This is a genomic window from Roseateles saccharophilus (assembly GCF_004342485.1).
In the GTDB taxonomy this organism is placed as follows: Bacteria; Pseudomonadota; Gammaproteobacteria; order Burkholderiales; family Burkholderiaceae_C; genus Pelomonas; species Pelomonas saccharophila.
The window spans coordinates 48690-73220 of the sequence record NZ_SMBU01000006.1 but is presented as its reverse complement, the minus strand read 5'-3'; the positions used below and the strand labels follow the sequence as shown (position 1 = coordinate 73220).

General features: G+C 69.3%; 20 protein-coding genes. 13 read left to right on the top strand and 7 right to left on the bottom strand.

The features are described 5' to 3' along the window. Positions 1-202 precede the first annotated feature (202 nt). From nirB to cobA, 5 genes are read left to right on the top strand one after another with little or no spacing between them, the layout of a single operon-like run. Entirely contained in the window at positions 203-2632 is a 2430-nt protein-coding gene (gene nirB, locus EV671_RS07085; protein ID WP_132570717.1) for a nitrite reductase large subunit NirB, read from the top strand. After that, positions 2632-3414: a type IV pili methyl-accepting chemotaxis transducer N-terminal domain-containing protein gene (locus EV671_RS07080; RefSeq protein ID WP_132570598.1), complete on the top strand. Its 783-nt coding sequence runs from the start codon at positions 2632-2634 to the stop codon at positions 3412-3414. Before nirB ends, EV671_RS07080 begins: the two co-directional genes overlap by 1 nt. A gap of 15 nt (positions 3415-3429) precedes the next feature. Beyond that, positions 3430-3813 (top strand): nitrite reductase small subunit NirD, encoded by a 384-nt coding sequence (gene nirD / locus EV671_RS07075; RefSeq protein ID WP_132570597.1) that lies wholly within the window; start codon positions 3430-3432, stop codon positions 3811-3813. Beyond that, positions 3813-6554 carry a nitrate reductase gene (locus tag EV671_RS07070; protein ID WP_132570596.1) on the top strand — a complete coding sequence of 914 codons (2742 nt, stop codon included), beginning with the start codon at positions 3813-3815 and terminating at the stop codon, positions 6552-6554. The genes nirD and EV671_RS07070 overlap by 1 nt, the downstream gene beginning before the upstream one ends. Further along, a complete protein-coding gene (cobA, locus tag EV671_RS07065; protein WP_132570595.1) occupies positions 6551-7303 on the top strand; it encodes a uroporphyrinogen-III C-methyltransferase in 753 nt (250 codons plus the stop codon). The genes EV671_RS07070 and cobA overlap by 4 nt, the downstream gene beginning before the upstream one ends. 922 nt (positions 7304-8225) lie before the next feature. On the opposite strand, the gene EV671_RS27710 is transcribed toward cobA, so the two are convergent. Next, positions 8226-9776, bottom strand: coding sequence for a methyl-accepting chemotaxis protein (locus EV671_RS27710; protein WP_132570594.1), 1551 nt, complete (start codon positions 9774-9776; stop codon positions 8226-8228). A gap of 120 nt (positions 9777-9896) precedes the next feature. On the opposite strand from EV671_RS27710, the gene EV671_RS07055 reads away from it, so the two are divergent. Together EV671_RS07055 and EV671_RS26685 are read left to right on the top strand one after the other, a co-directional pair. After that, a complete protein-coding gene (locus tag EV671_RS07055) occupies positions 9897-10661 on the top strand; it encodes a type III pantothenate kinase (RefSeq protein ID WP_132570593.1) in 765 nt (254 codons plus the stop codon). Positions 10662-10663: 2 nt separating this feature from the next. Beyond that, positions 10664-10810: a hypothetical protein gene (locus tag EV671_RS26685; protein ID WP_165917491.1), complete on the top strand. Its 147-nt coding sequence runs from the start codon at positions 10664-10666 to the stop codon at positions 10808-10810. Between the two features lie 41 nt (positions 10811-10851). On the opposite strand, the gene EV671_RS26980 is transcribed toward EV671_RS26685, so the two are convergent. The 6 genes from EV671_RS26980 to EV671_RS07025 form a co-directional block, all read right to left on the bottom strand. Further along, a complete protein-coding gene (locus EV671_RS26980; RefSeq protein ID WP_207911103.1) occupies positions 10852-11574 on the bottom strand; it encodes a potassium channel family protein in 723 nt (240 codons plus the stop codon). A 95-nt stretch (positions 11575-11669) separates the two neighbouring features. Further along, complete coding sequence (gene hslU, locus EV671_RS07045) at positions 11670-12983, bottom strand: ATP-dependent protease ATPase subunit HslU (RefSeq protein WP_132570592.1); 1314 nt, start codon at positions 12981-12983, stop codon at positions 11670-11672. After that, on the bottom strand, positions 12980-13546 hold the full coding sequence (gene hslV / locus EV671_RS07040) for an ATP-dependent protease subunit HslV (RefSeq protein ID WP_132570591.1): 567 nt from the start codon (positions 13544-13546) through the stop codon (positions 12980-12982). Before hslV ends, hslU begins: the two co-directional genes overlap by 4 nt. A 229-nt stretch (positions 13547-13775) precedes the next feature. Next, positions 13776-15536 (bottom strand): hypothetical protein, encoded by a 1761-nt coding sequence (locus EV671_RS07035; RefSeq protein ID WP_132570590.1) that lies wholly within the window; start codon positions 15534-15536, stop codon positions 13776-13778. Between the two features lie 126 nt (positions 15537-15662). Then, entirely contained in the window at positions 15663-16316 is a 654-nt protein-coding gene (dksA, locus tag EV671_RS07030) for an RNA polymerase-binding protein DksA (protein ID WP_415840377.1), read from the bottom strand. A 151-nt stretch (positions 16317-16467) separates the two neighbouring features. Next, positions 16468-17520: a CobW family GTP-binding protein gene (locus EV671_RS07025; RefSeq protein WP_132570589.1), complete on the bottom strand. Its 1053-nt coding sequence runs from the start codon at positions 17518-17520 to the stop codon at positions 16468-16470. A 114-nt stretch (positions 17521-17634) separates the two neighbouring features. Here EV671_RS07025 and EV671_RS07020 point away from each other — a divergent pair, with 114 nt between their 5' ends. From EV671_RS07020 to EV671_RS06995, 6 genes are read left to right on the top strand one after another with little or no spacing between them, the layout of a single operon-like run. Continuing rightward, a complete protein-coding gene (locus tag EV671_RS07020) occupies positions 17635-18516 on the top strand; it encodes an HlyC/CorC family transporter (protein WP_132570588.1) in 882 nt (293 codons plus the stop codon). Then, the gene (lnt, locus tag EV671_RS07015; RefSeq protein WP_243655617.1) at positions 18513-19964 is read left to right on the top strand and encodes an apolipoprotein N-acyltransferase; all 1452 of its coding nucleotides are present in this window, start codon (positions 18513-18515) and stop codon (positions 19962-19964) included. Before EV671_RS07020 ends, lnt begins: the two co-directional genes overlap by 4 nt. 29 nt (positions 19965-19993) lie before the next feature. Beyond that, positions 19994-20926 (top strand): glycine--tRNA ligase subunit alpha, encoded by a 933-nt coding sequence (glyQ, locus tag EV671_RS07010; protein ID WP_132570587.1) that lies wholly within the window; start codon positions 19994-19996, stop codon positions 20924-20926. Continuing rightward, positions 20926-23073: a glycine--tRNA ligase subunit beta gene (gene glyS / locus EV671_RS07005; protein WP_132570586.1), complete on the top strand. Its 2148-nt coding sequence runs from the start codon at positions 20926-20928 to the stop codon at positions 23071-23073. The genes glyQ and glyS overlap by 1 nt, the downstream gene beginning before the upstream one ends. 33 nt (positions 23074-23106) lie before the next feature. Further along, positions 23107-23727, top strand: coding sequence for a D-glycero-beta-D-manno-heptose 1,7-bisphosphate 7-phosphatase (gene gmhB / locus EV671_RS07000; RefSeq protein WP_132570585.1), 621 nt, complete (start codon positions 23107-23109; stop codon positions 23725-23727). Further along, complete coding sequence (locus EV671_RS06995) at positions 23727-24521, top strand: lysophospholipid acyltransferase family protein (RefSeq protein ID WP_132570584.1); 795 nt, start codon at positions 23727-23729, stop codon at positions 24519-24521. The genes gmhB and EV671_RS06995 overlap by 1 nt, the downstream gene beginning before the upstream one ends. Positions 24522-24531 lie beyond the last annotated feature (10 nt).

The following is a 24531-nucleotide window of genomic DNA, read 5'->3' as shown; positions in this document are numbered from 1 at the left end:
AGACCAGCTGCTGTTTGGAGTCGGCATGAAGAAGAACCTGGATTCGACAGTGGAGCGCGCCCGAGGGGCGGGCGAGGCGGGTCGCGGGCAAGGCGCGACCACGCAGTGGGCTCTTGCCCACAAGGAGGAGCAACGCGGCACGCGGCCCGAAGCGCCAGCCCAGCGGGTGTGCTCGACTGCCGAACCCAGGTTAAAGCTCGTGATGGTGGGCAACGGCATGGCCGGCGTGCGAACGCTGGAGGAACTGCTGAAGATCGCACCAGACCTCTACGAGATCACCGTCTTCGGCGCCGAGCCGCATCCCAACTACAACCGCATCCTGCTCAGCCCGGTGCTGGCCGGCGAGCAGACGATCGACGAGATCATCCTGAACCCGCTCTCCTGGTACGAGGAGAACGGCATCACGCTGCATCTGGGCAAGACGGTCACCGAGATCGACCGCGTGCGCCGCCGCGTCGTGGCGGCCGACGGCACGGTGGCGGAGTACGACCGCCTGCTGATTGCGACCGGCTCCAACCCCTTCATCCTGCCGGTACCGGGCAAGGAGCTGGAGGGCGTCATCGCCTATCGCGACATCGCCGACACCAACGCGATGATCGACGCGGCCGCCAAATACAAGCATGCCGTCGTCATCGGCGGCGGCCTGCTCGGCCTGGAGGCCGCCAACGGCCTGATGCTGCGCGGCATGCAGGTGACGGTCGTGCACCTGACCGACACGCTGATGGAACGCCAGCTCGACAGTGTCGCCGGCGACCTGCTGCGCAAGTCCCTGATCGACCGCGGCCTGGACTTCAGGCTGGGCGCGCAGACTCAGGGACTGCTGGGCAACGAGGCCGGCCGGGTCCGCGCCGCACAGCTGAAGGACAAGGACGGGCAGCTCATCGAGGTGCCGGCCGACCTCGTCGTGATGGCCGCCGGCATCCGCCCCAACACGGCCCTGGCCGAGAAGGCCGGCCTGCTGTGCAACCGCGGCATCGTCGTCACCGACACGATGCAGACCGTCACCGACCCGCGCGTCTACTCGGTCGGCGAATGCGCGGCCCACCGCGGCATCGCCTACGGCCTGGTGGCGCCGCTGTTCGAGCAGGGCAAGGTCTGCGCGACGCATCTGGCCCAGTTCGGCATCGGCCGCTATCTCGGCTCGTCAGTCAGCACCAAGCTCAAGGTGACGGGCATCGACCTGTTCAGCGCCGGCAACTTCACCGGCGGCGCGGGCACGGAGGAGATCGTCATGAGCGACCCCTTTGCCGGCGTCTACAAGAAGCTCGTCATCCAGAACGACCAGCTCGTCGGCGCCTGCCTCTACGGCGACACGGTGGACGGCGGCTGGTATTTCAAGCTGCTGCGCGAGGGCCGCAAGATCGCCGACATCCGCGACAAGCTGATGTTCGGCGAGGCCGGCGCCAACATCGGCGACGTCGGCCACCAGGGCGTCAGCCGCGCCGCCGCGATGGCGGACACCGACGAGGTCTGCGGCTGCAACGGCGTTTCCAAAGGCACCATCTGCAAGGCCATCCGCGACAAGGGCCTGTTCACGCTGGACGAAGTGCGCAAGCACACCAAGGCCTCGGCCTCGTGCGGTTCGTGCACCGGCCTGGTCGAGCAGCTCATCATGTTCACGGCCGGCGGCGACTACTCCGCCACGCCGAAGAAGAAGGCCATCTGCGCCTGCACCGAGGCCAGCCACCAGGACACGCGAGACGCCATCAAGGCCGGCCATCTGCTAACCGCCTCCGAGGTCTTCCGCGCGCTGGACTGGCGCACGCCCGACGGCTGCGCCAGCTGCCGCCCGGCCATCAACTACTACCTGATCAGCACCTGGCCCAAGGAGGCCGTGGACGACCCGCAGAGCCGCTTCATCAACGAGCGCAGCCACGCCAACATCCAGAAGGACGGCCGCTACTCGGTGATCCCGCGCATGTGGGGCGGCGAGACCTCGGCCGACGAGCTGCGCCGCATCGCCGACGCGGTGGACAAGTACCAGATCCCGACCGTGAAGGTCACCGGCGGCCAGCGCATCGACCTGCTGGGCGTGAAGAAGGAAGACCTCGTCAACGTCTGGAAGGACATCGGCATGCCCTCGGGCCACGCCTATGCCAAGGCGCTGCGCACGGTGAAGACCTGCGTGGGTTCGGAATGGTGCCGCTTCGGCACCCAGGACAGCACGCAGATGGGCAAGGACCTGGAGCGCGCGCTGTGGCGCATGTACGCGCCGCACAAGGTCAAGATCGCCGTGTCGGGCTGCCCGCGCAATTGCGCGGAGGCCGGCATCAAGGACGTCGGCGTCATCGGCGTGGACTCGGGCTGGGAGATCTATGTCGCCGGCAACGGCGGCATCAAGACCGAGGTCGCCGAGTTCTTCTGCAAGCTGAAGACGCCGGAAGAAGTGCTGGAGTACAGCGGCGCCTTCCTGCAGCTCTACCGGCTGGAGGGCTGGTACCTGGAGCGCACCGTGCACTACGTCGCCCGCGTCGGCCTTGACCATGTGAAGAAGAAGATCCTCGACGACGCCGACAACCGCAAGGCGCTGTGGGCCCAGCTGCAGTTCAGCCTGGACGGCGAGCCCGACCCCTGGTTCGACTTCAACGACGCGCATGTCGACCTGCGCCAGTTCGAAAAGGTGGCCGTCTGATGCTGAACCGCCGCCAAACCCTGCTCGGCAGCCTCGCCTGCGCCAGCCTGCCGGCCCTCGCCCAGGGCGACCGCATCAGCCAGCTCGGCGAGGCCATCGACATGGCCGGCGCCCAGCGCATGCTGAGCCAGCGCATGGGCAAGGCCTGGCTGGGCCAGCTGCGCCCCGAGCTGGCCGAGCGCGCCCGCACCGTGCTGCAGGCCAGCGAGTCCCGCTTCGAGCACCAGCTCCGCGAGCTGCTCGCCTATGCGCCCACGGCCGAGATCGTCGGCAGCTACAAGGCCATGCTGCACCGCTTCGACGACTACCGCGCGCTGCTGCAGCGCGCCCCATCGCGCGAGCGCGTCGACGAGCTGCTGCAATGCTCGGGCGAGATGCTCAGCATCGCGCAGATGGCCACCGGCCAGCTGCAGGAACGCTCGCGCGAGACCTCGGCCCGCCTCGTCAACCTGTCGGGCCGCCAGCGCATGCTGTCGCAGCGCCTGGCCCTGTACTTCCTGGCCGGCCAGCAGGGTGCGCGGCCCGAGCTGGTCGCCACCGAGACGAGCCGCGCCCGCACCGAGTTCGAGGTCGCGCTGGAGACGCTGTCCGCCGCGGCCGAGGCCGCGCCGGCCATCCGCGCCAACCTCGATCTGGCGCGCAACCAATGGGTCTTCCTGCAGGCCGCGCTGGCCGGCGAGAGCCAGGGCCCGCAGGCCGCCAACGATGTCTTCGTCGCCAGCGAGAACCTGCTCGCCGTGATGGAGACCGTGACCGGGCAGTTCGCCCGCAAAGTGGGTTGATGAGGGATGACGACGATGAACGACTGGACCCGCATCTGCAGCCTGCAGGACATCCCCGTGCTGGGCTCGCGCCGCGTGCAGCGTCCGGCCGGCATGGACGTGGCCCTGTTTCGCAACGCCGCCGACGAGGTCTTCGCGCTGCTGGACCGCTGCCCGCACAAGGGCGGCCCGCTGAGCATGGGGCTAGTCTTCGGCAGGAGCGTGGCCTGCCCGCTGCACAACTGGACCATCGCCCTGGACGACGGCTGTGCCAGGGAGCCCGACGTGGGCTGCACCCAGGCCTTCCAGGTGAAGCTGGACGGCGATGCGGTCTATCTGCTGCAAAGCGAGCTGGACACGCTGGCGCTGGACTTGGCGGCGCCCGTGGCCGGGCCGAAGATTCCGATTGCGGCGGCGTGATGGCTGAGACGAAATCCACCTGCCCCTACTGCGGCGTCGGCTGCGGTGTCGTCATCGAGCATGACGGAGCGCAGATCACCGGCGTGCGCGGCGACCCGGGTCACCCGGCCAACTTCGGGCGCCTGTGCACCAAGGGCAGCAACCTGCACCTGACGGCCACGCCCGTCGTCATCCGGCACCAGCGCCTGCACCAGCCGATGAAACGCGCGACCCGCGGCGCCCGGCCCGCGGCCCTGGGCTGGGAGCAGGCCAACCGCGAGATCGCCGAGCGGCTGCTGGCCATCCGCGCCGCCCACGGCCCCGATTCCATCGGCATCTACATCTCCGGCCAGCTGCTGACCGAGGACTATCACGCCTTCAACAAGCTGGCCCGCGCCGTCATCGGCACGCCCCACATCGACTCCAACTCGCGGCTGTGCATGAGCTCGGCCGTCGTCGGCTACAAGCAGACCCTTGGCGCCGACGCGCCGCCCTGCAGCTACGAGGACATCGAGCTGGCCGACTGCGTGCTGATCAGCGGCGCCAACCCGGCCTGGGCCCATCCCATCCTGTTCCGCCGCCTCGAGGCGGCGCGCGCGAACAAGCCCGGCCACAAGCTCATCGTCATCGACCCGCGCCGCACCGAGACGGCCGAACTGGCCGACCTGCACCTGCAACTGCGCCCCGGCACAGACGTGGCCCTGTGCCACGGCCTGCTGCACGCCGTCATCTGGCAGGGCTGGACGGCGGACGATTTCATCGCCGCGCACACCGCAGGCTTCGACACGCTGAAGGCCCTGGTGCGCGACTGGACGCCCGCGCGCACCGCCCAGGTCTGCGGCCTGAACGAGGCCGACATCTGGCAGGCCGCCGAATGGTTCGCCACCTCGCCCGCCAGCCTCAGCCTCTACTGCCAAGGGCTCAACCAGAGCAGCGCCGGCACGGCCAAGAACACGGCCCTGATCAACCTGCACCTGGCCACCGGCCAGATCGCCAAGCCCGGCGCCGGGCCGTTCTCGCTGACCGGCCAGCCCAACGCGATGGGCGGCCGCGAGAGCGGCGGCATGGCGACACTGCTGCCCGGCCACCGCGATCCGGGCAAGGCCGAGGACTGGGCCGACATGGCCACGCTGTGGAACGTGCCCGACCTACCGGGCCAGCCCGGCCACACCGCCGTCGAGATGTTCGAGGCCGCCGCGCGCGGCGAGATCCGGGCGCTGTGGATTGCCTGCACCAACCCGGCCCAGTCCATGCCGGACCAGGCCGTCGTGCGCCGTGCGCTGGAGCGCTGCGAGCTCGTCATCCTTCAGGAGGCCTTCGCCCACACGGCCACGGCCCGCTATGCCGACTACCTGCTGCCCGCCGCGACCTGGGGCGAGAAGGAGGGCACGGTGACGAACAGCGAGCGCCGCATCAGCCGCGTGCGCCCGGCCGTGCCGCCGCCCGGCGAGGCGCGTGCCGACTGGCGCATCGCGCACGACATCGCCGCGCTCATCGACGCCGGCCTGGGCCGCGCGCCACGCCTCAACGCGACGAGCGCAGAAGACCTGTGGCTGGAGCACCGCGCCGCCACCCGCGGCCGCGACCTCGACATCAGCGGCCTCTCCTGGGCCACGCTGGACGCCGATGGCCCGCAGCAATGGCCCTATGTGACGGCCGGCACGCCGCGCCTCTACACCGATGGCCGCTTCGCCACAGCCGACGGCCGCGCGCGCTTCGTCGCCAAGGCCTATCTGCCGCCGGCCGAGGCCCCCGGCCCCAGGCTGCCCTTCGAGCTGACGACGGGCCGCATGCGCGACCAGTGGCATGGCATGAGCCGCAGCGGCAGCGTGCCGGGCCTGTTCGCGCACGAGGGCCGGCCGGCCGTGCGCCTGCACCCGGCCGACGCCGCACGGCGCAAGCTGGCCGAGGGCGAGCTCGTCACCGTGCGCTCGCGCCGCGGCGAGCTGGTGCTGCCACTCAGGCTGGACGCCAATGTGCCGCCGGCCGGCGCCGACATCGCGATGCACTGGGGCGAGGAGTTCATCGGCGCCCAGGACGGCGTCAACGCCGTCACCCACGGCGCCTTCTGCCCCGACTCCAGGCAGCCCGAGCTGAAGTTCAGCGCCGTCGCCATCGAGCCCGCTGCCCTGCCCTGGCGCCTGAGCGCCTGCGCCTGGGTGGCGCCCGAGGACGGCGCTGCCCTGCGCGAGCAGTTGCGCGCGCTGATGCCGCGCTTCGACTACGCGCACTGCCTGCCCGAGCCGTCGCGGGGCGCCCGGGTCGGCTGGTGCTTCGAGGCAGCCTGCGTCGAGGCGCCCGCGCCCGAGCTGATCGACGAACTCGCCACCGCGCTCGGCCTGGATGGCACGGCAGTGCTGCGGTATGCCGACGCCCAGCGCGGGCGCCTGCGCCTGCTCAATCTCGACGACGACGACCTGCAGACCGCGCCGCTGCAGGCCCTGCTGCGCGTCGGCCAGCACGACGAGGGCGCCTGGCTCGTCGACCTGTGGCGCGAGCGCACGGCGGCCGCCAGCGTCGGCCGCTGGCTGCTGTCGCCCGGCGCGCCGCCCACGAGCATGGCGCCCGCCAGCCCCCAGGTCTGCAACTGCTTCGACGTGCGCGAGGACGTCATCCGTCTGAGCCTGGCCCGCTGCAGCGGCAGCCCCGCCGAACGCCTGGCCCAGCTGCAGGCCGAGAAGCGCTGCGGCACGCAATGCGGTTCCTGCCTGCCCGCGCTGCGCCGCCTGGTCGCCACCACTCCTGAAGAGGCAACCGCATGAGCACACAAGTCGTCTCTCTTGTCGGCGCCGGCCCCGGCGACCCGGAACTGCTGACCGTCCGCGCGCTCAAGCGCATAGCGGCCGCCGACGTCGTGCTGGCCGACGACCTGATCGACCCGCGCGTGCTGGCCCTCGTCAAGGGCCGGCTGCTGCGCGTCGGCAAGCGCGGCGGCTGCATCAGCACCGACCAGCACTTCATCCACGCGCTGATGATCAAGGAAGCCCGCGCCGGCCACCGCGTCGTGCGATTGAAGGGCGGCGACCCCTTCGTCTTCGGCCGCGGCGGCGAGGAGGTCGATGCGCTGCGCGAGGCCGGCCTCGAGGTCGAGGTCGTGTCGGGCCTGACCAGCGGCATCGCCGGCCCGGCGGCCGTGGGCATCCCGGTGACGGACCGGCGCGCGTCGCCCGGCGTCATCCTCGTGACCGGCCACCCCGGCGAAGGCCGCGCCGAACCCGACTGGGCCGCGCTGGCCCGCACCGGCCTCACCCTCGTGATCTACATGGGCGTGGCCCGCGCGGCCGACATCACGCAGGCCCTGCTGGCCGCCGGCCTGCGCGCCGACCTGCCCGCAGCCATCGTCAGCGCCGCGCACACGGCCCGGCAGCGGCATGCGGTGACGACGCTGGCCGGACTGCCCGACTGCATCAAGCGCGAAGGGCTGAAGAGCCCGGCCCTGCTGGTGATCGGCGAAGTGGCCGCCATGGCGGCACTCGCCAGCTTGCCGCTGGATGTGCAACAGGTGGGCTGAGGCGCCTGATCAGGTCAGTTCGTAGGTTGGGGTGAACGAAGTGAACCCCAACGGATCCGTTGAGCAGACGCTGGGGTTCGCGATGCTCACGCCAGCCTACCGAGCTACGCTTTTCCGAATTCGCCGCCGGAGACCCGATAGCTGAGCCGTGCAAGAGTGCCCGCAAAGGATGGTTGCGCACAACCTCTAGTCTGCAGCTCGGTCAACACCGCCCTCTGATTCAACGGCACCAGACGGGTGTTTTGGGCTGCAGTAGCGGACGCCGATCCATAAGCCAACGCCAAACAGCAGTGGTAATTCGCCGGCCCAACTCTTTGGGACTCTAAAGAGTCCAACGAGCAACGCTGAGATGCCTGTAGCGAACAGGATTACGGCGGAGAAGTGAAGAAACTGCAGCGACGATCTGAATGGATTGCTCATCCACGGGTGCGGCTCGACTTCCTCAACTCGCGCATTGAACGGCCACGTGCTTGCAAGAAAGCACACGCCAAGGAAGCCAAATGCAACAATCGCAAGGACGAGTCCCAGAGATGCCGGCTCAGAGAAGTCGCCATCCATCGAAAGGACGTCGGCTGGCGCGAGACAGACAGCTAAAAAAACGGCTACGACTCTCGTCAGCATCCACCGATTGATAGAGATCGCAGAACGCCGATGGCCGTTTTTTTTGGCATTGGTCTAGGCAGCAACTTGGAGACATCCAAACCCATAGCAGGTCGACGCCGACTCGGTCCCTATGCAGCCTACCCCAAAGCTGCCAGCCGCGACAGACTGCTCATGGCGCCGTCAGCGGCCAATTACGGCGGCCCGCTAAGGCCTCGACCCGCGCGACATGCCCCTCCAATGGGCCTCACTACGCACCATGCCTGATCGCGACAAGGCGGATCCACTCCGGCAGGCCTGCTCAGGCCTGCCGGCCGCCGCGTCAGCTCAGCTTGAAGCTGCTCACCAACCCCGCCAGCCGCACCGCCTGCTCCTTCAGCGACTGAGCCGCCGCGGCGGATTCCTCCACCAGCGCGGCGTTCTGCTGGGTCACCTGGTCCAGCTGGGTCACGGTGCCGTTGACATGGCGCAGCCCGGTGCTCTGCTCGGACGATGCCGCGCTGATCTCGCCGATGATGTCGGAGACGCGCTGCACGGAGCCGACGATGTCGGTCATCGTCGTGCCGGCGTCGTTGACGAGGCTGGTGCCGGCCTCCACGCTCTCGACGCTGGCGCCGATCAGCGCCTTGATCTCGCGCGCCGCCTCGGCGCTGCGCTGGGCCAGCAGGCGCACCTCGCCGGCCACCACCGCGAAACCGCGGCCCTGCTCGCCGGCCCTTGCCGCCTCCACTGCGGCGTTCAGCGCCAGGATGTTGGTCTGGAAAGCGATGCCGTCGATGGTGCCGATGATGTCTGAGATCTTGCGGCTGGCCGCGTTGATCTCGCCCATGGTGCTGACGACGCGCGACACCACCTCGCCGCCGCGGCCGGCCGTCTCGGCGGCGGCGCCGGCCAGTTGCTTGGCCGTCATGGCCGAGTCCGCGCTCTGCGCGACGGTGCCGGTCAGCTCGGCCATCGAGCTGGCGGCCTGCTGCAGGTTGGAGGCGGTCTGCTCGGTGCGCTGCGACAGGTCCATGTTGCCGGTGGCCACCTCGGCCGACGCGACCTGGATGCTCTCGGCCGACTCGCGCACCTGGCCGACGATCTCGGACAGCGACTTCTGCATGGCGGCCAGCGCCTGCATCATCTCGGCGGACTCGTCGCTGCCGTGCACGTCGGGGGCGCGCGACAGGTCGCCGTCGGCCATGCGCTCGGCAAAGCCCTTGGCCGCCACCAGCGGCCCGATGATGGAGCGCGAGATTCGCACGGCCAGCGTGCCGCCGACGATCATGCAGACGACGAAGGCGACGATGAAGCCGACGAAGACGCTGCTGATCATGCCGTCGACCTTGGTGAAGACCTCGTCGCCGCGCTTCTTCAGGTCGCCCTCGATGCCATTGAGCATGGCCAGCGCCGGGTCGTAGGCGGCATCGGCGGCCTTCATGTCCTCGAAGGCGGCCTGGGCGTCGGGGTAGCCGTCGGCCACGAGCTTGTCCACCACGGGCCTGACGGCCTTGCGGTAGTCGGCCATCAGGCTGCGGAACTTGGCCAGCGACTCGCGGCCCTTGTCCTCGGCCGTCATGGCGCCGAAGTCGTCCATGGCCTTGTCCAGGCCCGCCTGGGCGGCGTCCCACTCCTTCCTGGCGCGGGCCGTGCCTTCCTTGTTGAAGATGGAGGCCACCAGCGTGGACGTGGCCGTCTTGCTCTGCAGCAGATGGCCGCGCCCGGCAACGGTGACATTGGAGGCCGGGATGAGCTTCTGCGTGATGCCGTGGATGGCCTGCTGCGCCACGTTCAGCCCGAAGCCGCCCACGATCACCAGCAGCGCCGTCATCGCGAGGATGAGGCCGAAGGCGAGCCACAGACGGGCCTGGATACGCAGACGACGCAGCATGGGAGTCTCCTGGTTTGTGTATTGCGCTGGCGCAGGCAGCGTTCGATTGAAGCAGAAACCCTGGCGGAACAGCGAAAACCTGCTGGTAGGCTCGCGGCATCGTTCACGGCACAGCCCACCATGAGCTTTCTGGCCATCGACATCGGCAACACCCGGCTGAAGTGGGCCGTCTATGCCACCGACGCCGAGCCCGGCAGCCCGCCGCTGCAGCACGGCGCAGTCTTCCTGGAAAACATCGACCGCCTGGCCGACGAGGATTGGCAAGGACTGGCCCCGCCGACACGCATCCTGGGCAGCAACGTGGCCGGCGACGCGGTGCGCCGCCGCGTCGAGGAGCAGATGGAGCACTGGGACCTCAGCCCCCGCTGGGTCGTGCCCGCGGCCGAGGCCGCCGGCGTGCGCAACGGCTACGACCATCCCACGCGCCTGGGCGCCGACCGCTGGGTGGCCGTCATCGGCGCCCATGCCCATGCGAAGAAACGCGGCTTCGACGGCCCGGTGCTGACCGTGATGATCGGCACCGCGGTGACGGTGGACGCCCTCTCCAGCGACGGGCAGTTCCTCGGCGGCCTGATCCTGCCGGGCCACGGCATCATGCTGCGCGCGCTTGAGGGCGGCACGGCCGGCCTGCGCGTGCCCACCGGCGAGGTGCGCGAGTTCCCCACCAACACCAGCGACGCGCTGACGACCGGCGGCACCTTCGCCATCACCGGCGCCATCGAGCGCATGCACCGCCTGCTGACCCAGCGCGAGGGCCGCGCGCCGCTGCTGCTGATGACGGGCGGCGCAGGCTGGAAGGTGGCGCCGGCGCTGGACGCGCCCCACGAGCTCATCGAGGGCCTGATCTTCGACGGCCTGCTGGCGCTGCAGGCGGCGCCGCGCTGAGCATGACGGTCGAGCATGCGGCGCGGCATCCGTGCCTGCAGCTGTCGACGCTGCGCAGCCATGTGCGCCACCTGCTGGGCAAGACCCAGGCGCCGTCGCTGATGCAGCTGCTGCGCTGGACCGGCAGCGCGCAGGCCCCGTTGCAGTGAAGCCCCGGACCAGCTTACGCGCTGGGCCGGGGGGGGCAAATTCAGCGGCGTTCGCGGCGCATCGCGGCGATCTCCTCGCGCAGCGCTCGCACCTGCCGGTGCAGGTCGCGCAGGATCTCGTGCTCGATGCGGCGCTCAGCGGTCTCGACCCACATCGCCGCGATGGCCGCCGTGACGAGGGACAGCACGGCATAGCCGAGCAGCACGACGAACACGGCAAAGATCTTGGCGGCCGGCGTCGTGGGCACGACGTCGCCGTAGCCGACGGTGGCGGCCGTCGTGAACGCGAGCCACAGGCCATCGCCGAGGGACTTGACGCTCGGCTCCAGCACCCAGAAGCCGACGCCGCAGAAGCACAGCACGGCCAGGGCCAGGATCAGCAGATAGGCCAGGCCGCCGCGCGTGATCCAGGGCCGCAGCGACCAGACCATGCGCACCAGGCTGAGCAGGGCCACGGCCAGGCGCAGACCGAGACTGAGCGGCGAGCCGACGCTGGCCGGAAGCAGCGCCGCCAGCACGAAGCCGACGATCAACGCGATGTCCAGGCCGTTGCGGCGCAGGTGCTGGGACGGGTGGTCCAGGTGCCGGGCCGTCTGCCACAGCGCCCCGGCCAGCGCGGCGGCCGCGGTCAGGTACAGGCCGGTGGCGAGCGGCGTGGGCAGTTGCTCCAGCAGCTCGATGTAGAAGGCCGGGATGGTCGCCAGCAGCGCGGCCAGCACGGGCCAGCGCCAGCGCACCTCGGCGCGGCTGGCAGCGGTATTCATGCCCGTGGGGCGGGCCAGGCCCCAGGCGCGCGACGAAGGCTGAACCGGCATCCAGCGAGGCTAGCGCCGCCGGCGCCGGCAGGGCTTGCGGCAGCTCAAAGGATGAAGCGCGACAGGTCTTCGTTGGCCGCCAGTGCACCCAGCCTGGCCTCGACAGCGGCGGCGTCCAGCGACAGGGTCTGGCCGGCGCGGTTGGGCGCCTCGAAGCTGATCTCGTCCAGCAGCCTCTCCATCACCGTCGCGAGGCGCCGCGCGCCGATGTTCTCGGTGCGCTCATTGACCTCGAAGGCGATCTGCGCCACGCGCCGCACGGCATCGGGCTGCAGCTCCAGCGTGACGCCCTCGGTCGCCAGCAGGGCCTGATACTGCTTGACGAGGCTCGCATGCGTGCTGGTCAGGATGGCCTCGAAATCGGCCACCGACAGCGAGTCCAGCTCGACGCGGATCGGTAGCCGGCCCTGCAGCTCGGGAATCAGGTCGCTGGGCTTGGCGAGGTGGAAGGCGCCGCTGGCGATGAAGAGGATGTGGTCGGTCTTCACGAGGCCGTACTTGGTGGACACGGTCGTGCCCTCCACCAGCGGCAGCAGGTCGCGCTGCACGCCCTGGCGCGACACCTCGGCGCCGCCGCCCTCCTGGCGCGACGCGACCTTGTCGATCTCGTCGATGAAGACGATGCCCATCTCCTGCGCGTTCGTCAGCGCCGCGGCACGCATCTCCTCCTCGTTGACGAGCTTGGCGGCCTCCTCGTCCACCAGCAGCCGCAAGGCCTCGGCGATCTTGAGCTTGCGGGTCTTCTTCTGGCCGGCGCCGATCTGGCCGAACAGTCCCTTGAGCTGCTCGGCCATGTCCTCCATGCCGGGCTGGTTGCCGAAGGGCGTCAGCACCTCCAGGCTGGGCCGGGGCGCGGCGAGATCGAGCTCGATGTCCTTGTCGTCGAGCTGGCCCTCGCGCAGCTTCTTGCGGAAGTTCTGGCGCGTCGCGTTGTCGGGCTCGGAGCCGGGCAGCAGCGCGTCCAGGATGCGCTCCTCGGCGGCGTCCTCGGCGCGCGTCTGGCAGCGCCGCATCGCGGCCTCGCGCTCCTGCTTCACGGCCACCTCGACGAGGTCGCGCACGATGGAGTCGACGTCCTTGCCGACATAGCCCACCTCGGTGAACTTGGTGGCCTCGACCTTGATGAAGGGCGCGCCGGCCAGCCGCGCCAGGCGGCGCGCGATCTCGGTCTTGCCGACGCCGGTCGGCCCGATCATCAGGATGTTCTTGGGCGTGATCTCGGCGCGCAGCTTCTCGTCGACCTGCTGGCGGCGCCAGCGGTTGCGCATCGCGATGGCGACGGCGCGCTTGGCCGCCTGCTGACCGACGATGTGGCGGTCCAGCTCCGACACGATCTCTTGGGGCGTCATGCTGCTCATTCCAGGGTCTCGATCGTGTGGTTCTGGTTGGTGTAGATGCAGATCTCGCCGGCGATCTCCAGTGAACGCTTGACGATGTCGGCGGCGGAGAGTTCGCTGTGGTTGAGCAGCGCCTTGGCAGCGGCCTGGGCGAAGGGGCCGCCCGAGCCGATGGCGACGATGCCCTGCTCGGGCTCGAGCACATCGCCATTGCCGGTGATGATCAGCGACGCGCTCTTGTCGGCCACGGCCAGCATGGCCTCGAGGCGGCGCAGCACGCGGTCGGTGCGCCAGTCGCGCGTCAGCTCGACGGCGGCACGCACGAGGTGGCCCTGATGCTTTTCCAGCTTGGCCTCGAAGCGCTCGAACAGCGTGAAGGCATCGGCCGTCGCGCCCGCAAAGCCGGCCAGCACCTGCTCGCGGTAGAGCTTGCGCACCTTGCGCGCGCTGGCCTTGACGATGGTGTTGCCCAGCGTGACCTGGCCATCGCCACCGATGGCGACCTGCCAGCCGGTGGGCGTCTGGCGGCGCACCGAGACGATGGTGGTGCCGTGGTAGACGGCGGAAGAGGAATCAGAAGACATAGCCGTTCCAGATGAGGTTCGGCCGAAGTTTCGCAAGGTTGGCGTTGCACCGAACCTTCATGCCCCTTCGACTTACCCGGTGACTGCCACGGAACCGGCTTTGCCGGGCCGTCGGCAGTGCCCCCTTGAGGGGACTGAGGCCGGACACAAAGAGTCCTGAGGACTCTTTGTGCCTGCCGAAGGCCAAGGCCTCTGGCCTTGGCACGGCGTCAGCCGGTAGGGGGTTGGGCTAGTTGATCCGGACCTTCACCTTCGCGTGCTCGTTGATGCCCATCGCGCCGAAGAACAGCGCGACCAGGCGGTGGGCGTCGGTGAAGACGACCATGCGGTTCTCGCTGCGGCGCGACAGCACCCAGTTCAGCAGGTCGCCCGCCGCCATGAAGTCCAGGCGGATCAGCTTGGTGCAGGAGATGTTGATGAGGCTGGCCTCGCCGACCTCGCCGGACATCACGCGCAGGTTCTCCGAGATGTCGCCGCTGAGCTGGCCCATCAGCTCGAGCTGGACGGCCCGGTTGGCCGCATCCTGCACATCGGTGTCCAGGAAGGTCGACTGCGCATCGGCCTGCATCGAGCTGGTCGCGGGGCTGTTGGTCGAGCTGCCGTTGGCGCCGACGCGCACGCGGCACTTCGCGCGCTCCCAGGACGGCGGCGAGACCTCGTAGGTCACGCAGTAGTCGATGGCGGCCTCGTCGAACTGGTCGGGCCGGTTGGCCAGGCGAAGCGCCTCCAGACGCAGCATCCATAGCGCCGGGTCGGTGTCGCGCTCGCCGACGGGGGCGAGCTCCTTCAACTGGTTCAGGAAGCGGTCGCCGCCGACCCAGCGCTGGTCGACCTGCTGCTGGGCCCACTGGCGGAACAGCTGGCGCATCTGGATGGCGGCGTCGATCTCGACCTCGTCCAGCGCATTCCAGTCGAAGACCCAGGGCATGGGCAGGGTCTCGGCGCGCTTTTGCAGAAGGGCCACGTCGTCGGCGGTCAGCGTGGCGGGCGCCGTCCAGCTGACCTGGCTGCCCTTGGCCATCGGCGAGCGGCCGGCCTGGCGCGCCGATTCGGCGACCAGCTTGGGCATCGAGAACCACTGTGGCGCCGACAGGCCGAACTGCTGGGCGTACTCGACGGCCAGCGCCTCGAACTTGCCCTGGGCGCCGGTGGCACGGTAGTGATCGAACAGCACCAGCCAGGTCTCGCCGTGCAGGTTGCGGCTGCCGCCCGGGCGCACGAGTTCGGTCAGCGCGCGCTCGCTGGTCTCGTAGTCGGCGTTGGCGAAGGCGATGACGGCCTCGTCGAGCTCGGGATCGTGCACGACCTCCTGCACCTCGACAGGGGCGGTGGAGTCCGCCAGCGTGAAGGACAGCGGCATGTCCAGCTGCGGCAGCTCGGGCAGTCTGCTGGGCGGCGCGTCCGACAGCGGCGGGATGGCCGCGCCCATCGTGACGGCCGCGGGCGGCGTCGGCGCCGACAGGCGCTCGACCTCCTGGGGGCTGGAGAACTCGCTGACGCGCCCGCCCGCCTCCATGCCCGGCGGCACGGCCACGGTCGGCGCGAAGGCCGCGGGCCGCGTGCTGGTCTCGAAGAAGCCGGGCTGGTGCTTGGGCACGGCCTGCGTCGTCGCAAAGCTCTCGCCCACCATCTGCTGCTCGATCTCGTCGATCTTGGCCTTCACGCCGAGATCGATCTTGGAGTTGGGCTCGCTGATGCGCTCGTCGTCGCCCATCCGCGACGGCGACGAGGCCAGCGCGGCGAGCTGCTCGGGCGTCAGGCCCTCGCGGCGGATGCGGCGCAGCATGTCGAGCTCGCGCTTGCGCACGAAGTCGTTGCGGCGCTTGCGCTCGACCATCGCGCGCAGCTCGGCCTTGGCGAGGTCGCCCTCGGGGTCGTCCTGGCGCGAGTTGATCTCCGCCCAGTCCGTCGTCGGGTTGGCGACGAAGCGCGCCACCTTGCGGAAGAAGCTGTCGCCTTCCTTGGGGTCTGCGGGCTTGGATTCGGACATGTCTGGAATATCCCTCTTTCGACTAAGCGGGGGTATTACCCAGCGGCTGCCGTGGAACCGGCTTTGCCGGGCCACTGGCAGCGCCCCCTTGAGGGGGCCGGCGAAGCCGGTAGGGGATGGGCCATTTCAATCGCCGAACATCTTCTGCTTGAGCTCGCGGCGCTGCTGGGCCTCGAGAGACAGCGTGGCGGTCGGGCGGGCGATCAGGCGGCCCAGGCCGATGGGTTCGCCGGTCTCGTCGCAGTAGCCGTAGTCGCCGCTGTCCAGGCGCGCGATGGACTGCACGATCTTCTTCAGCAGCTTGCGCTCGCGGTCGCGGGTGCGCAGCTCCAGCGCGTGCTCTTCCTCGATGGTGGCGCGGTCGGCCGGGTCGGGGACGATGGTGGTGTCCTCGCGCAGGTGCTCGGTCGTCTCGCCGGCGTTGGACAGCACGCCGTCCTTCAGCTCGGTGAGCTTGGCGCGGAAGAACTCGACCTGCTTGGCGTTCATGTACTCCGAGTCCGGCATGGCCAGAACTTCGGCGTCCGTCAGCTCCGCGCCGGACTTGGTCTTCCAGGCATTGACCAGCTTGGGGTCGCCCTTGGCCGCGACGCGCGGTGCCTCGTCGGCCACCGCCGCGCCACGCACGGGAGGTTTGGGCGGAGCAAAGCGGTCGGCAAAGCGGTTGCTCGGCGCCGGAGCGTCGAGCGTCGCCACGTCCGCTTCGGACTTGGCAGCCGTCTTCGCGCCCTTGGTGGGTGCGGCGGCGGTTTTGGGGGCCGGGGTCTTGCTCACAGTCATCTCCTCGCTCTGGGTGTGCATCGGTGCGGTGTCAGACCTTGATCCCACTGCTTTTCAACCGGCAGCCCGATTTTGAGCGCGGCGGATTGTAGCCATGCGGATCTATGCGTCTGCCGCCCCCCGAAAGCAGGGCTCGCGGGGGCCGAAAACATCACACCAGGCAGCCTTCCAGACCTTGCATCAGCACTTCCTTCGGTAGATCGATGCCAATGAACACCATCTTGCTCTGCTTTTTCTCGCCCGGCATCCATTTCGGGCCGAGATCGGAACCCATCATCTGATGCACGCCCTGGAAGATCACCTTCTTGTCGGTGCCCTTCATGTTCAGCACGCCCTTGTAGCGCAGCATCTTGGGGCCGTAGACCTGCACGATGGCACCGAGGAAATCCTCCAGCTTGGCCGGGTTGAAGGGCTTCTCCGAGCGGAACACGAAGCTCTTCACGTCGTCATCGTGATGGTGGTGATGCGGGTGGTCGCAGTGCTCGCCATGCTCATGGTCGTGATCATGGTGGTGGTGGTCATGATCGTGCTCATCCGCGTTGAGGAAATCGGGGTCGATCTCCAGCTTGGCGTTCAGGTTGAAGCCGCGCAGGTCGAACACCTTGCTGAGCGCCACCTCGCCGAAATGGGCGGTCTGGATGGGCGCACGCGGGTTCATGTGCTTGATGCGGTGCACAAGCGCCTCGACGGCGGCCGGCTCGACCAGGTCGCTCTTGCTGATGAAGATCTGGTCGGCAAAGCCCACCTGCATGCGCGCTTCCTGGCGGGTATCGAGCTGCGTGTCGGCGTGCTTGGCGTCCACCAGCGTCAGCACCGAGTCCAGCAGATAGGCCTCGGCGATCTCGTCGTCCATGAAGAAGGTCTGGGCCACGGGGCCGGGGTCGGCCAGGCCGGTGGTCTCGATGACGACGCGCTCGAAGTCCAGTTCGCCCTTGCGGCGCTTGGCGGCCAGGTCGGACAGCGTCGTGCGCAGGTCCTCGCGGATGGTGCAGCAGACGCAGCCGTTGCTCATCTGGATGATCTGCTCGTTGGTGTCGGACACGAGGATGTCGGTGTCGATGTTCTCCTCGCCGAACTCGTTCTCGATGACGGCGATCTTCTGGCCGTGGGCCTCGGTCAGCACACGCTTGAGCAGGGTGGTTTTGCCGGCGCCGAGGAAGCCGGTCAGGATGGTCGCGGGGATGAGGCCTTGGGGCTTGGACATGATGGGGACCGATTTTCGAGAAAGCAGCGGATATGGGGACTGGGCGCCCCGGGACAAGGTCTTGTCAAATCAATCGGCTATTCTGTCCCTTCCGCAATACCCTGACTGCTCCCCTTGAGCGAACCGCATTCAGGCCGGCCCCCAGCCCGCGGGGCCGCCAAACAACCGCCCGAGGCGCGCAGCCTGCTGGAGCGCATGCTGGAGTTTCTACACCCCGGCCCCGACTCCAAGACCGAACTGATCGAAACCCTGGCCGATGCCGAGCAGCGCGAGCTGATCGAGCCCGAATCGCGCCAGATGCTGGAGGGCGTGCTGCGCATGGCCGAGCTGTCGGCCGGCGACGCGATGGTGGCGGCCCCCCGCATGGACCTGCTGGACATCGCCGCGCCCTACGACGAGCTGCTGGGCATCGTCATCGACAGCGGCCACTCGCGCTTTCCCGTCTACGAAGACGGCCGCGACAACATCATCGGCATCCTGCTCGCCAAGGACCTGCTGAAGATGCAGCGCGCACCCGAGCTGAACCTTCGCGCGCTGCTGCGCCCCACGGTCTTCGTGCCCGAGAGCAAGGGCCTGAACGAGCTGCTGCGCGACTTCCGCGCCAACCGCAGCCACCTGGCCATCGTCATCGACGAATTCGGCAACACGGCCGGCCTCATCACCATCGAGGACGTGCTGGAGGAGATCGTCGGCGAGATCGAGGACGAGTTCGACGAACAGCCCTCCGACACCGGCATCTACACGCTGGCCGACGGCAGCCAGCGGGTGGCGGGCGATGCCAGCATCGCCGCCGTCAACGGCAGTTTCGGCATCGCACTGCCGGACAACGACTTCGACACCATCGGCGGCCTGGTGGCCCACGAGCACGGCCGCGTGCCCAGGCGCGGCGAGACCGTGCGCATCGCCGACCTGAACTTCGCCGTCATGCTGACCCGCGGCGGCGCGGTGCGCTGGTTCAAGGTCACGCGCGCGCCCGCAGACGAGACCGCCGCGTGAGCGGCGCGAAAGCCGCGGCCCTCGCGCTGGTCGCGGGCCTGCTGCACACGGCCGCCTTCGCCCCCACCGGGGCTTGGTGGCTGCAGATCGCCGCGCTGGCGCTGCTGTTCGCCGTCGCCGAGGCGGCCACGCCGCGGCGCGCGGCGCTGGCCGGCGCGCTGTTCGGCTTCGGCTGGCTGGCCTCGGGCCTGTGGTGGCTGCACATCAGCATGCATCAGTTCGGCGGCATCCCCTGGGTCGCCGCCGCGCTCGCGGTCGGCCTGCTGGCCGCCTTCCTGAGCGGCTACTACGCGCTCGCCCTGGGCCTCGCCGCCCGCTGGATCGCGCCCGGGCGCCGGCGCGTACTGGCCTTCGTGCCGGCCTGGCTGCTGGCCGAGCTGGCGCGGGCGACATGGTTCAGCGGCTTCCCGTGGATCGCCTCCGGCTACGCCCACAGCGTCGGCCCGCTGGCCGGCTGGGCGCCCTGGGTGGGCGTCTACGGCATCTGCGCGCTGGCCGCGCTGGCCGCCGCAGGCCTGGTCTGGCTCAGGCGCGGCACACTGGCCTGGGCCGTGCCCGCACTGCTGATTCCGCTCGCCGGCCTGCTGCTGCCGCAGGAATTCACGACCTCCACCGGCAGGCTGGCCGTGTCCCTGGTGCAGCCCAGCATCCCGCAGGACCAGAAGTTCGACCCCGAGCGCTTCTCCGCCAACCTGGAGACCCTGGCCGGACTCATCGAATCCGCCCGCGGTCGGGTCGTCATCACGCCCGAATCCGTCGTACCGCTGCCGCTGGCCGAGCTGGACCGGGCGACGCTGGAGCGCCTGTCCCGCCCCGAACGCCCAGCCCTGCTCGGCACCTTCCTCGGCAACGAGCACGACGGCTTCATCAACTCCGTGGTCGCACTCGGCAGTGACTACCACTACGGCAAGCACCACCTGCTGCCCTTCGGCGAATTCATCCCGCCGGGCTTTGGCTGGTTCGTGCATGCGATGAACATCCCGCTGGACGACCAGGCCCGCGGCGACCACCAGCGCCCCTGGGCCGTGGCTGGCCAGCGCCTGCGGCCGCTGATCTGCTACGAGGACCTGTTCGGCGAGGACGTGGTGCAGAGCTCTGTTTCTGACTCGGGGCCGCTGGCGGCGACGATGTTCGTCAACGTCAGCAACCTGGCCTGGTTCGGCACCGTGATGATCCAGGACCAGCACCTGCAGTTCTCGCAGATGCGGGCCCGCGAATTCCAGCGCCCCGTCGTGCGCTCGACCAACACCGGCGCGACCGCCGTCGTCGACCACCGCGGCCTCGTCACGGCACGCCTGCCACCGCTGGTGCGCGGCGTGCTGGAGGCCGAAGTCGAAGGCCGCACGGGCACCACGCCCTACGCCCGCTGGCTGGCTGCGCTGGGCCTGTGGCCGCTGTGGGGCCTCGCGCTGCTGGCGCTGCTGGGGCTGCGCAGGGCCGCCTCATAGAATCGGCCACCCCTTTTGCCTGCTCCCCCATGCTGACCTTCCAGCAAATCATCCTGACGCTTCAGGACTATTGGTCCAAACAGGGCTGCGCCCTGCTCCAGCCCTATGACATGGAGGTCGGCGCCGGCACCAGCCACACGGCCACCTTCCTGCGCGCCCTCGGCCCCGAGCCCTGGAAGGCCGCCTATGTGCAGCCCAGCCGCCGCCCCAAGGACGGCCGCTACGGCGAGAACCCCAACCGCCTTCAGCACTACTACCAATACCAGGTGGTGCTCAAGCCCGCGCCGGCCAACATCCTCGAGCTCTATCTCGGCTCGCTGGAGGCCCTGGGCTTCGACCTGAAGAAGAACGACGTGCGCTTCGTCGAGGACGACTGGGAGAACCCCACCCTCGGCTGCTGGGGCCTGGGCTGGGAGGTGTGGCTGAACGGCATGGAGGTGACCCAGTTCACCTACTTCCAGCAGGTTGGCGGCATCGACTGCAAGCCCATCACCGGCGAGATCACCTACGGCCTGGAGCGCCTGGCCATGTATCTGCAGGGCAAGGAATCGGTCTACGACCTCGTCTACACCGACGGTCTGAGCTATGGCGACGTGTTCCACCAGAACGAGGTCGAGCAGTCGACCTACAACTTCGAGCACAGCGACGTGGACTTCCTGCTCGGCGCCTTCGCCGCACATGAAAAGCAGAGCAAGCACCTAATGGAACAGCAGCTCGCCCTGCCCGCCTACGAGCAGCTGCTGAAGGCCGGCCACAGCTTCAACCTGCTGGACGCCCGCGGCGCGATCAGCGTGACCGAGCGCGCCGCCTACATCGGCCGCATCCGCAACCTGGCGCGCGCCGTCGCGCAGAGCTATCTCGACAGCCGCGCGCGCCTGGGCTTCCCGATGGCGCCCAAGGCCTGGGCGGACGACGTGATCGCGCAGATCGAACTGAAGCACAGCAAGAAGGCGGCCGCGTGATGACAACGAATCTGCTCGTTGAACTGTTTGTCGAAGAGCTGCCCCCGAAGGCGCTGAAGAAGCTGGGCGAGGACTTCGCCCGCGTTCTGGTCGCCGTGTTGCGCCTCGAAGGCCTTGCCGGCGATGCCTGCGTTGCACAGTCCTTCGCCTCGCCGCGCCGCCTCGGCGTGCATGTCGCCGGCGTCGCGGCCAAGGCCGCCGACAAGGCCGTGCAGCAGAAGCTGATGCCCGTCGCCGTGGCCCTGACCGCCGACGGCCAGCCCACGCCCGCGCTGTTGAAGAAGCTCGCGTCGCTCGGCGCCGGCCCCGAGGTCGTGCCGCAACTGAAGCGCCAGCCCGACGGCAAGGCCGAAGCCCTGTTCTGGGACAGCGTTCAGCCCGGCGCGACGTTGGCCCAGGGCCTGCAGAAGGCGCTGGACGAGACGCTGGCCAGGCTGCCCATCCCCAAGGTCATGAGCTACCAGTTGGCCGACGGCTGGACTGACGTGAAGTTCGTGCGCCCGGCACATGGCCTGGTCGCGCTGCACGGCACTGAGGTCGTTGCTCTCCAGGCCCTGGGCCTGGCGTCCGGCCGCACGACGCAGGGCCACCGCTTCGAGGCCACGCAGGCCACGATCAGCATCGAGTCCGCCGACAGCTATGCAACGCAGCTGCGCGAGCAAGGCGCCGTCATCGCCAGTTTTGCCGAGCGCCGCGCCGAGATCGCACGCCAGCTCAAGCGCAATGCCGACGCGCTGGGCCTGACGCCGATTGACGACGAGGCCCTGCTGGACGAGGTCACGGCCCTGGTCGAGCGCCCCAACGTGCTGACCTGCGCCTTCGAGGCCGAGTTCCTGGCCGTGCCTCAGGAGTGCCTCATCCTGACGATGAAGGCCAACCAGAAGTACTTCCCGCTGCTGGACGCCGCCGGCAAACTGACGCGCCATTTCCTGGTCGTCAGCAATATCGCGCCGGCCGATGCCAGCGCCGTGACCGGCGGCAACGAGCGCGTCGTGCGCCCGCGCCTGGCCGACGCCAAGTTCTTCTTCGACCAGGACCGCAAGAAGAAGCTGGAAGACCGCCTGTCCGGCCTGGCCAAGGTCGTCTACCACGGCAAGCTGGGCTCGCAGGGCGAGCGCACCGAGCGCGTGCAGGCCATCGCGCACGTCATCGTCAACCAGCTCAGCATGGCGACCCTGCCCTACACGGTGGAGGCCGACGACGAGTTCAAGGTGCTGGACAGCAAGGTCCGGCAGGCCGCGCTGCTGGCCAAGTGCGACCTGCTGACCGACATGGTCGGCGAGTTCCCCGAGTTGCAGGGCATCATGGGCGGCTACTACGCCCGCCACGAGGGCCTGCGCGACGGCGTCGCCATCGCCATCGAGGACCACTACAAGCCGCGCTTCGCCGGCGATGCGCTGCCGCGCAACCACACCGGCACCGTCGTCGCGCTGGCCGACAAGCTGGAGACCCTGGTGGGCCTGTTCGGCATCGGCCAGCTGCCCACCGGCGACAAGGACCCGTTCGCGCTGCGCCGCCACGCGCTGGGCGTGATCCGCATCCTGGTCGAGAAGAACCTGCCGCTGGATCTGCCCGCGTTGATCGACGCGGCCCTGCCGGCCTTCGGCGAGCTGATCGCCCACCCGCAGGACACGCGCCAGGCGCTGCTGGGCTTCTTCGCCGACCGCCTGGCCGTGAACCTGCGCGACCAGGGCTACAGCGCCCAGGAGGTCGACGCGGTGCTGGCGCTTCAGCCCACGCGCCTGGGCGACGTGCCCAAGCGCCTGGAGGCCGTGCGCGCCTTCGCAGCCCTGCCCGAGGCCGCGTCGCTGGCCGCCGCGAACAAGCGCGTCGGCAACATCCTGAAGAAGGTCGAGGGCGAGCTGCCGACGGCCATCAGCCAGGATCTGCTGAAGGAAGCCGCCGAGCAGTCCCTCGCCGCGGCGATCGCCGAGGTGCAGCCCGCCGCCGACCGCCTGTTCGAGCAGCATGACTACACCGGTTCGCTCAAGGCCCTGGCCGCGCTGAAAGGCCCGGTCGATGCCTTCTTCGACGACGTGATGGTCAATGCCGAAGACCCGGCCCTGCGCGCCAACCGCCTCGCGCTGCTGGGCCGCCTGCACGCCGCCATGAACCGCGTGGCCGACCTGTCGCGCCTCGCCGCCTGAGCCATGCCGCGCGCCGCCGAACACGCTCATGGCATGAAGCTCGTCATCCTCGGGCGCGACGGCACGCTCAACCGCTACCGCGACGACCACGTCAAGGCGCCCGAGGAACTCGACCCGCTGCCCCACGCAATGGAGGCCGTCGCGCGGCTCAACCACGCCGGCTGGCACACCGTGCTGGCCACCAACCAGGCCGGCATCGGCCGCGGCCTGCTCGACATGGCCTCGCTGAACGCGGTGCACCTGCGACTGAACCAGCTGCTGGCCGAGAAGGGCGGGCGCCTGGACGCGGCCTTCTTCTGCCCGCACACGCCCGAGGAAGGCTGCGACTGCCGCAAGCCCCTGCCCGGCCTCATCAAGCAGATCGGCGAGCGCTTCGACGTCGAACTGGCCGCGGTGCACATGGTCGGCGCGTCGCTGACCGACCTGCTGACGGCCCAGAACGCCGGCTGCGTGCCCCATCTCGTGCTGACCGGCCCCTTCGGCAGCCTCAGCGCCGAGGAACTGGCCAGGCTGCTGGTGCAGGTGCCCGGCGCCCGCGTGCACGACGACCTGATGAGCTTTGCCGAAACCCTGATCCAGGAAGAACGCCGCCGCATTGCCGAGCAGCGCGGCGAAGCCTTGACTCCCGATACCCAGGCCGGAGACCTGAACTGATGTCCACCTTGCTGAGCGCCATCCGCTCGCTGATCTTCGTCATCGTGCTGATCGTGACGGTCATTCCCTGGGCGCTCGGCGTGCTGCTGCTGTCCATCTTCCGCCGCGGCGACCCGGTCTACTGGGCCTGCGCCGGCTGGCTCAAGGTCGCGATCTGGAGCGCCCGCTACATCTGCGGCGTGCGCTGGCGCATCCAGGGCATGGAGAACCTGCCGACCGCCTCGGACCGCCGCGCCGGCGTCGTGCTGCTGTCCAAGCACCAGAGCACCTGGGAGACCTTCGCCTACCCGGCGCTGCTGAGCCACCCGCTGGCCTATGTGTTCAAGCGCGAGCTGCTCTATGTGCCCTTCTTCGGCTGGGCGATGGCGCGCATGGACATGATCCACATCGACCGCGGCCGCCGCACCGAGGCCTGGAACAAGGTGCTGACCCAGGGCAAGCGCCTGGGCGGCCAGGGCAACTGGGTCATCATGTTCCCCGAGGGCACGCGCATCCCGCGCGGCCAGGCGGGCGACTACAAGAGCGGCGGCACCCGCCTGGCCATCGAGGCCGGCCTGCCCGTCGTGCCCATCGCCGCCACCGCGGCCCGCTGCTGGCCACGCAAGAGCTTCCTGCTGAAGCCCGGCGTCGTCGACATCTCCATCGGCCGTCAGATCCGCCCCGAGGGCCGCCACCCGACCGAGCTGATGCAGGAGGTCAAGGACTGGATCGAATCGGAAATGCACCGCCTCGACCCCGAGGCCTACGTCTCCTCTGCGCCCGCCAGCGTCGCCGGCAACACCGCCCCGAACTGACGCCGAGTTC

Bases quoted from the DNA above. Each gene is read 5' to 3' on its own strand.
- nirB (WP_132570717.1), top strand. From the start codon at position 203: ATGGTGGGCAACGGCATGGCCGGCGTGCGAACGCTGGAGGAACTGCTG.
- EV671_RS07080 (WP_132570598.1), top strand. From the start codon at position 2,632: ATGCTGAACCGCCGCCAAACCCTGCTCGGCAGCCTCGCCTGCGCCAGC.
- nirD (WP_132570597.1), top strand. From the start codon at position 3,430: ATGAACGACTGGACCCGCATCTGCAGCCTGCAGGACATCCCCGTGCTG.
- EV671_RS07070 (WP_132570596.1), top strand. From the start codon at position 3,813: ATGGCTGAGACGAAATCCACCTGCCCCTACTGCGGCGTCGGCTGCGGT.
- cobA (WP_132570595.1), top strand. From the start codon at position 6,551: ATGAGCACACAAGTCGTCTCTCTTGTCGGCGCCGGCCCCGGCGACCCG.
- EV671_RS27710 (WP_132570594.1), bottom strand. From the start codon at position 9,776: ATGCTGCGTCGTCTGCGTATCCAGGCCCGTCTGTGGCTCGCCTTCGGC.
- EV671_RS07055 (WP_132570593.1), top strand. From the start codon at position 9,897: ATGAGCTTTCTGGCCATCGACATCGGCAACACCCGGCTGAAGTGGGCC.
- EV671_RS26685 (WP_165917491.1), top strand. From the start codon at position 10,664: ATGACGGTCGAGCATGCGGCGCGGCATCCGTGCCTGCAGCTGTCGACG.
- EV671_RS26980 (WP_207911103.1), bottom strand. From the start codon at position 11,574: ATGAATACCGCTGCCAGCCGCGCCGAGGTGCGCTGGCGCTGGCCCGTG.
- hslU (WP_132570592.1), bottom strand. From the start codon at position 12,983: ATGAGCAGCATGACGCCCCAAGAGATCGTGTCGGAGCTGGACCGCCAC.
- hslV (WP_132570591.1), bottom strand. From the start codon at position 13,546: ATGTCTTCTGATTCCTCTTCCGCCGTCTACCACGGCACCACCATCGTC.
- EV671_RS07035 (WP_132570590.1), bottom strand. From the start codon at position 15,536: ATGTCCGAATCCAAGCCCGCAGACCCCAAGGAAGGCGACAGCTTCTTC.
- dksA (WP_415840377.1), bottom strand. From the start codon at position 16,316: ATGACTGTGAGCAAGACCCCGGCCCCCAAAACCGCCGCCGCACCCACC.
- EV671_RS07025 (WP_132570589.1), bottom strand. From the start codon at position 17,520: ATGTCCAAGCCCCAAGGCCTCATCCCCGCGACCATCCTGACCGGCTTC.
- glyQ (WP_132570587.1), top strand. From the start codon at position 19,994: ATGCTGACCTTCCAGCAAATCATCCTGACGCTTCAGGACTATTGGTCC.
- glyS (WP_132570586.1), top strand. From the start codon at position 20,926: ATGACAACGAATCTGCTCGTTGAACTGTTTGTCGAAGAGCTGCCCCCG.
- gmhB (WP_132570585.1), top strand. From the start codon at position 23,107: ATGAAGCTCGTCATCCTCGGGCGCGACGGCACGCTCAACCGCTACCGC.
- EV671_RS06995 (WP_132570584.1), top strand. From the start codon at position 23,727: ATGTCCACCTTGCTGAGCGCCATCCGCTCGCTGATCTTCGTCATCGTG.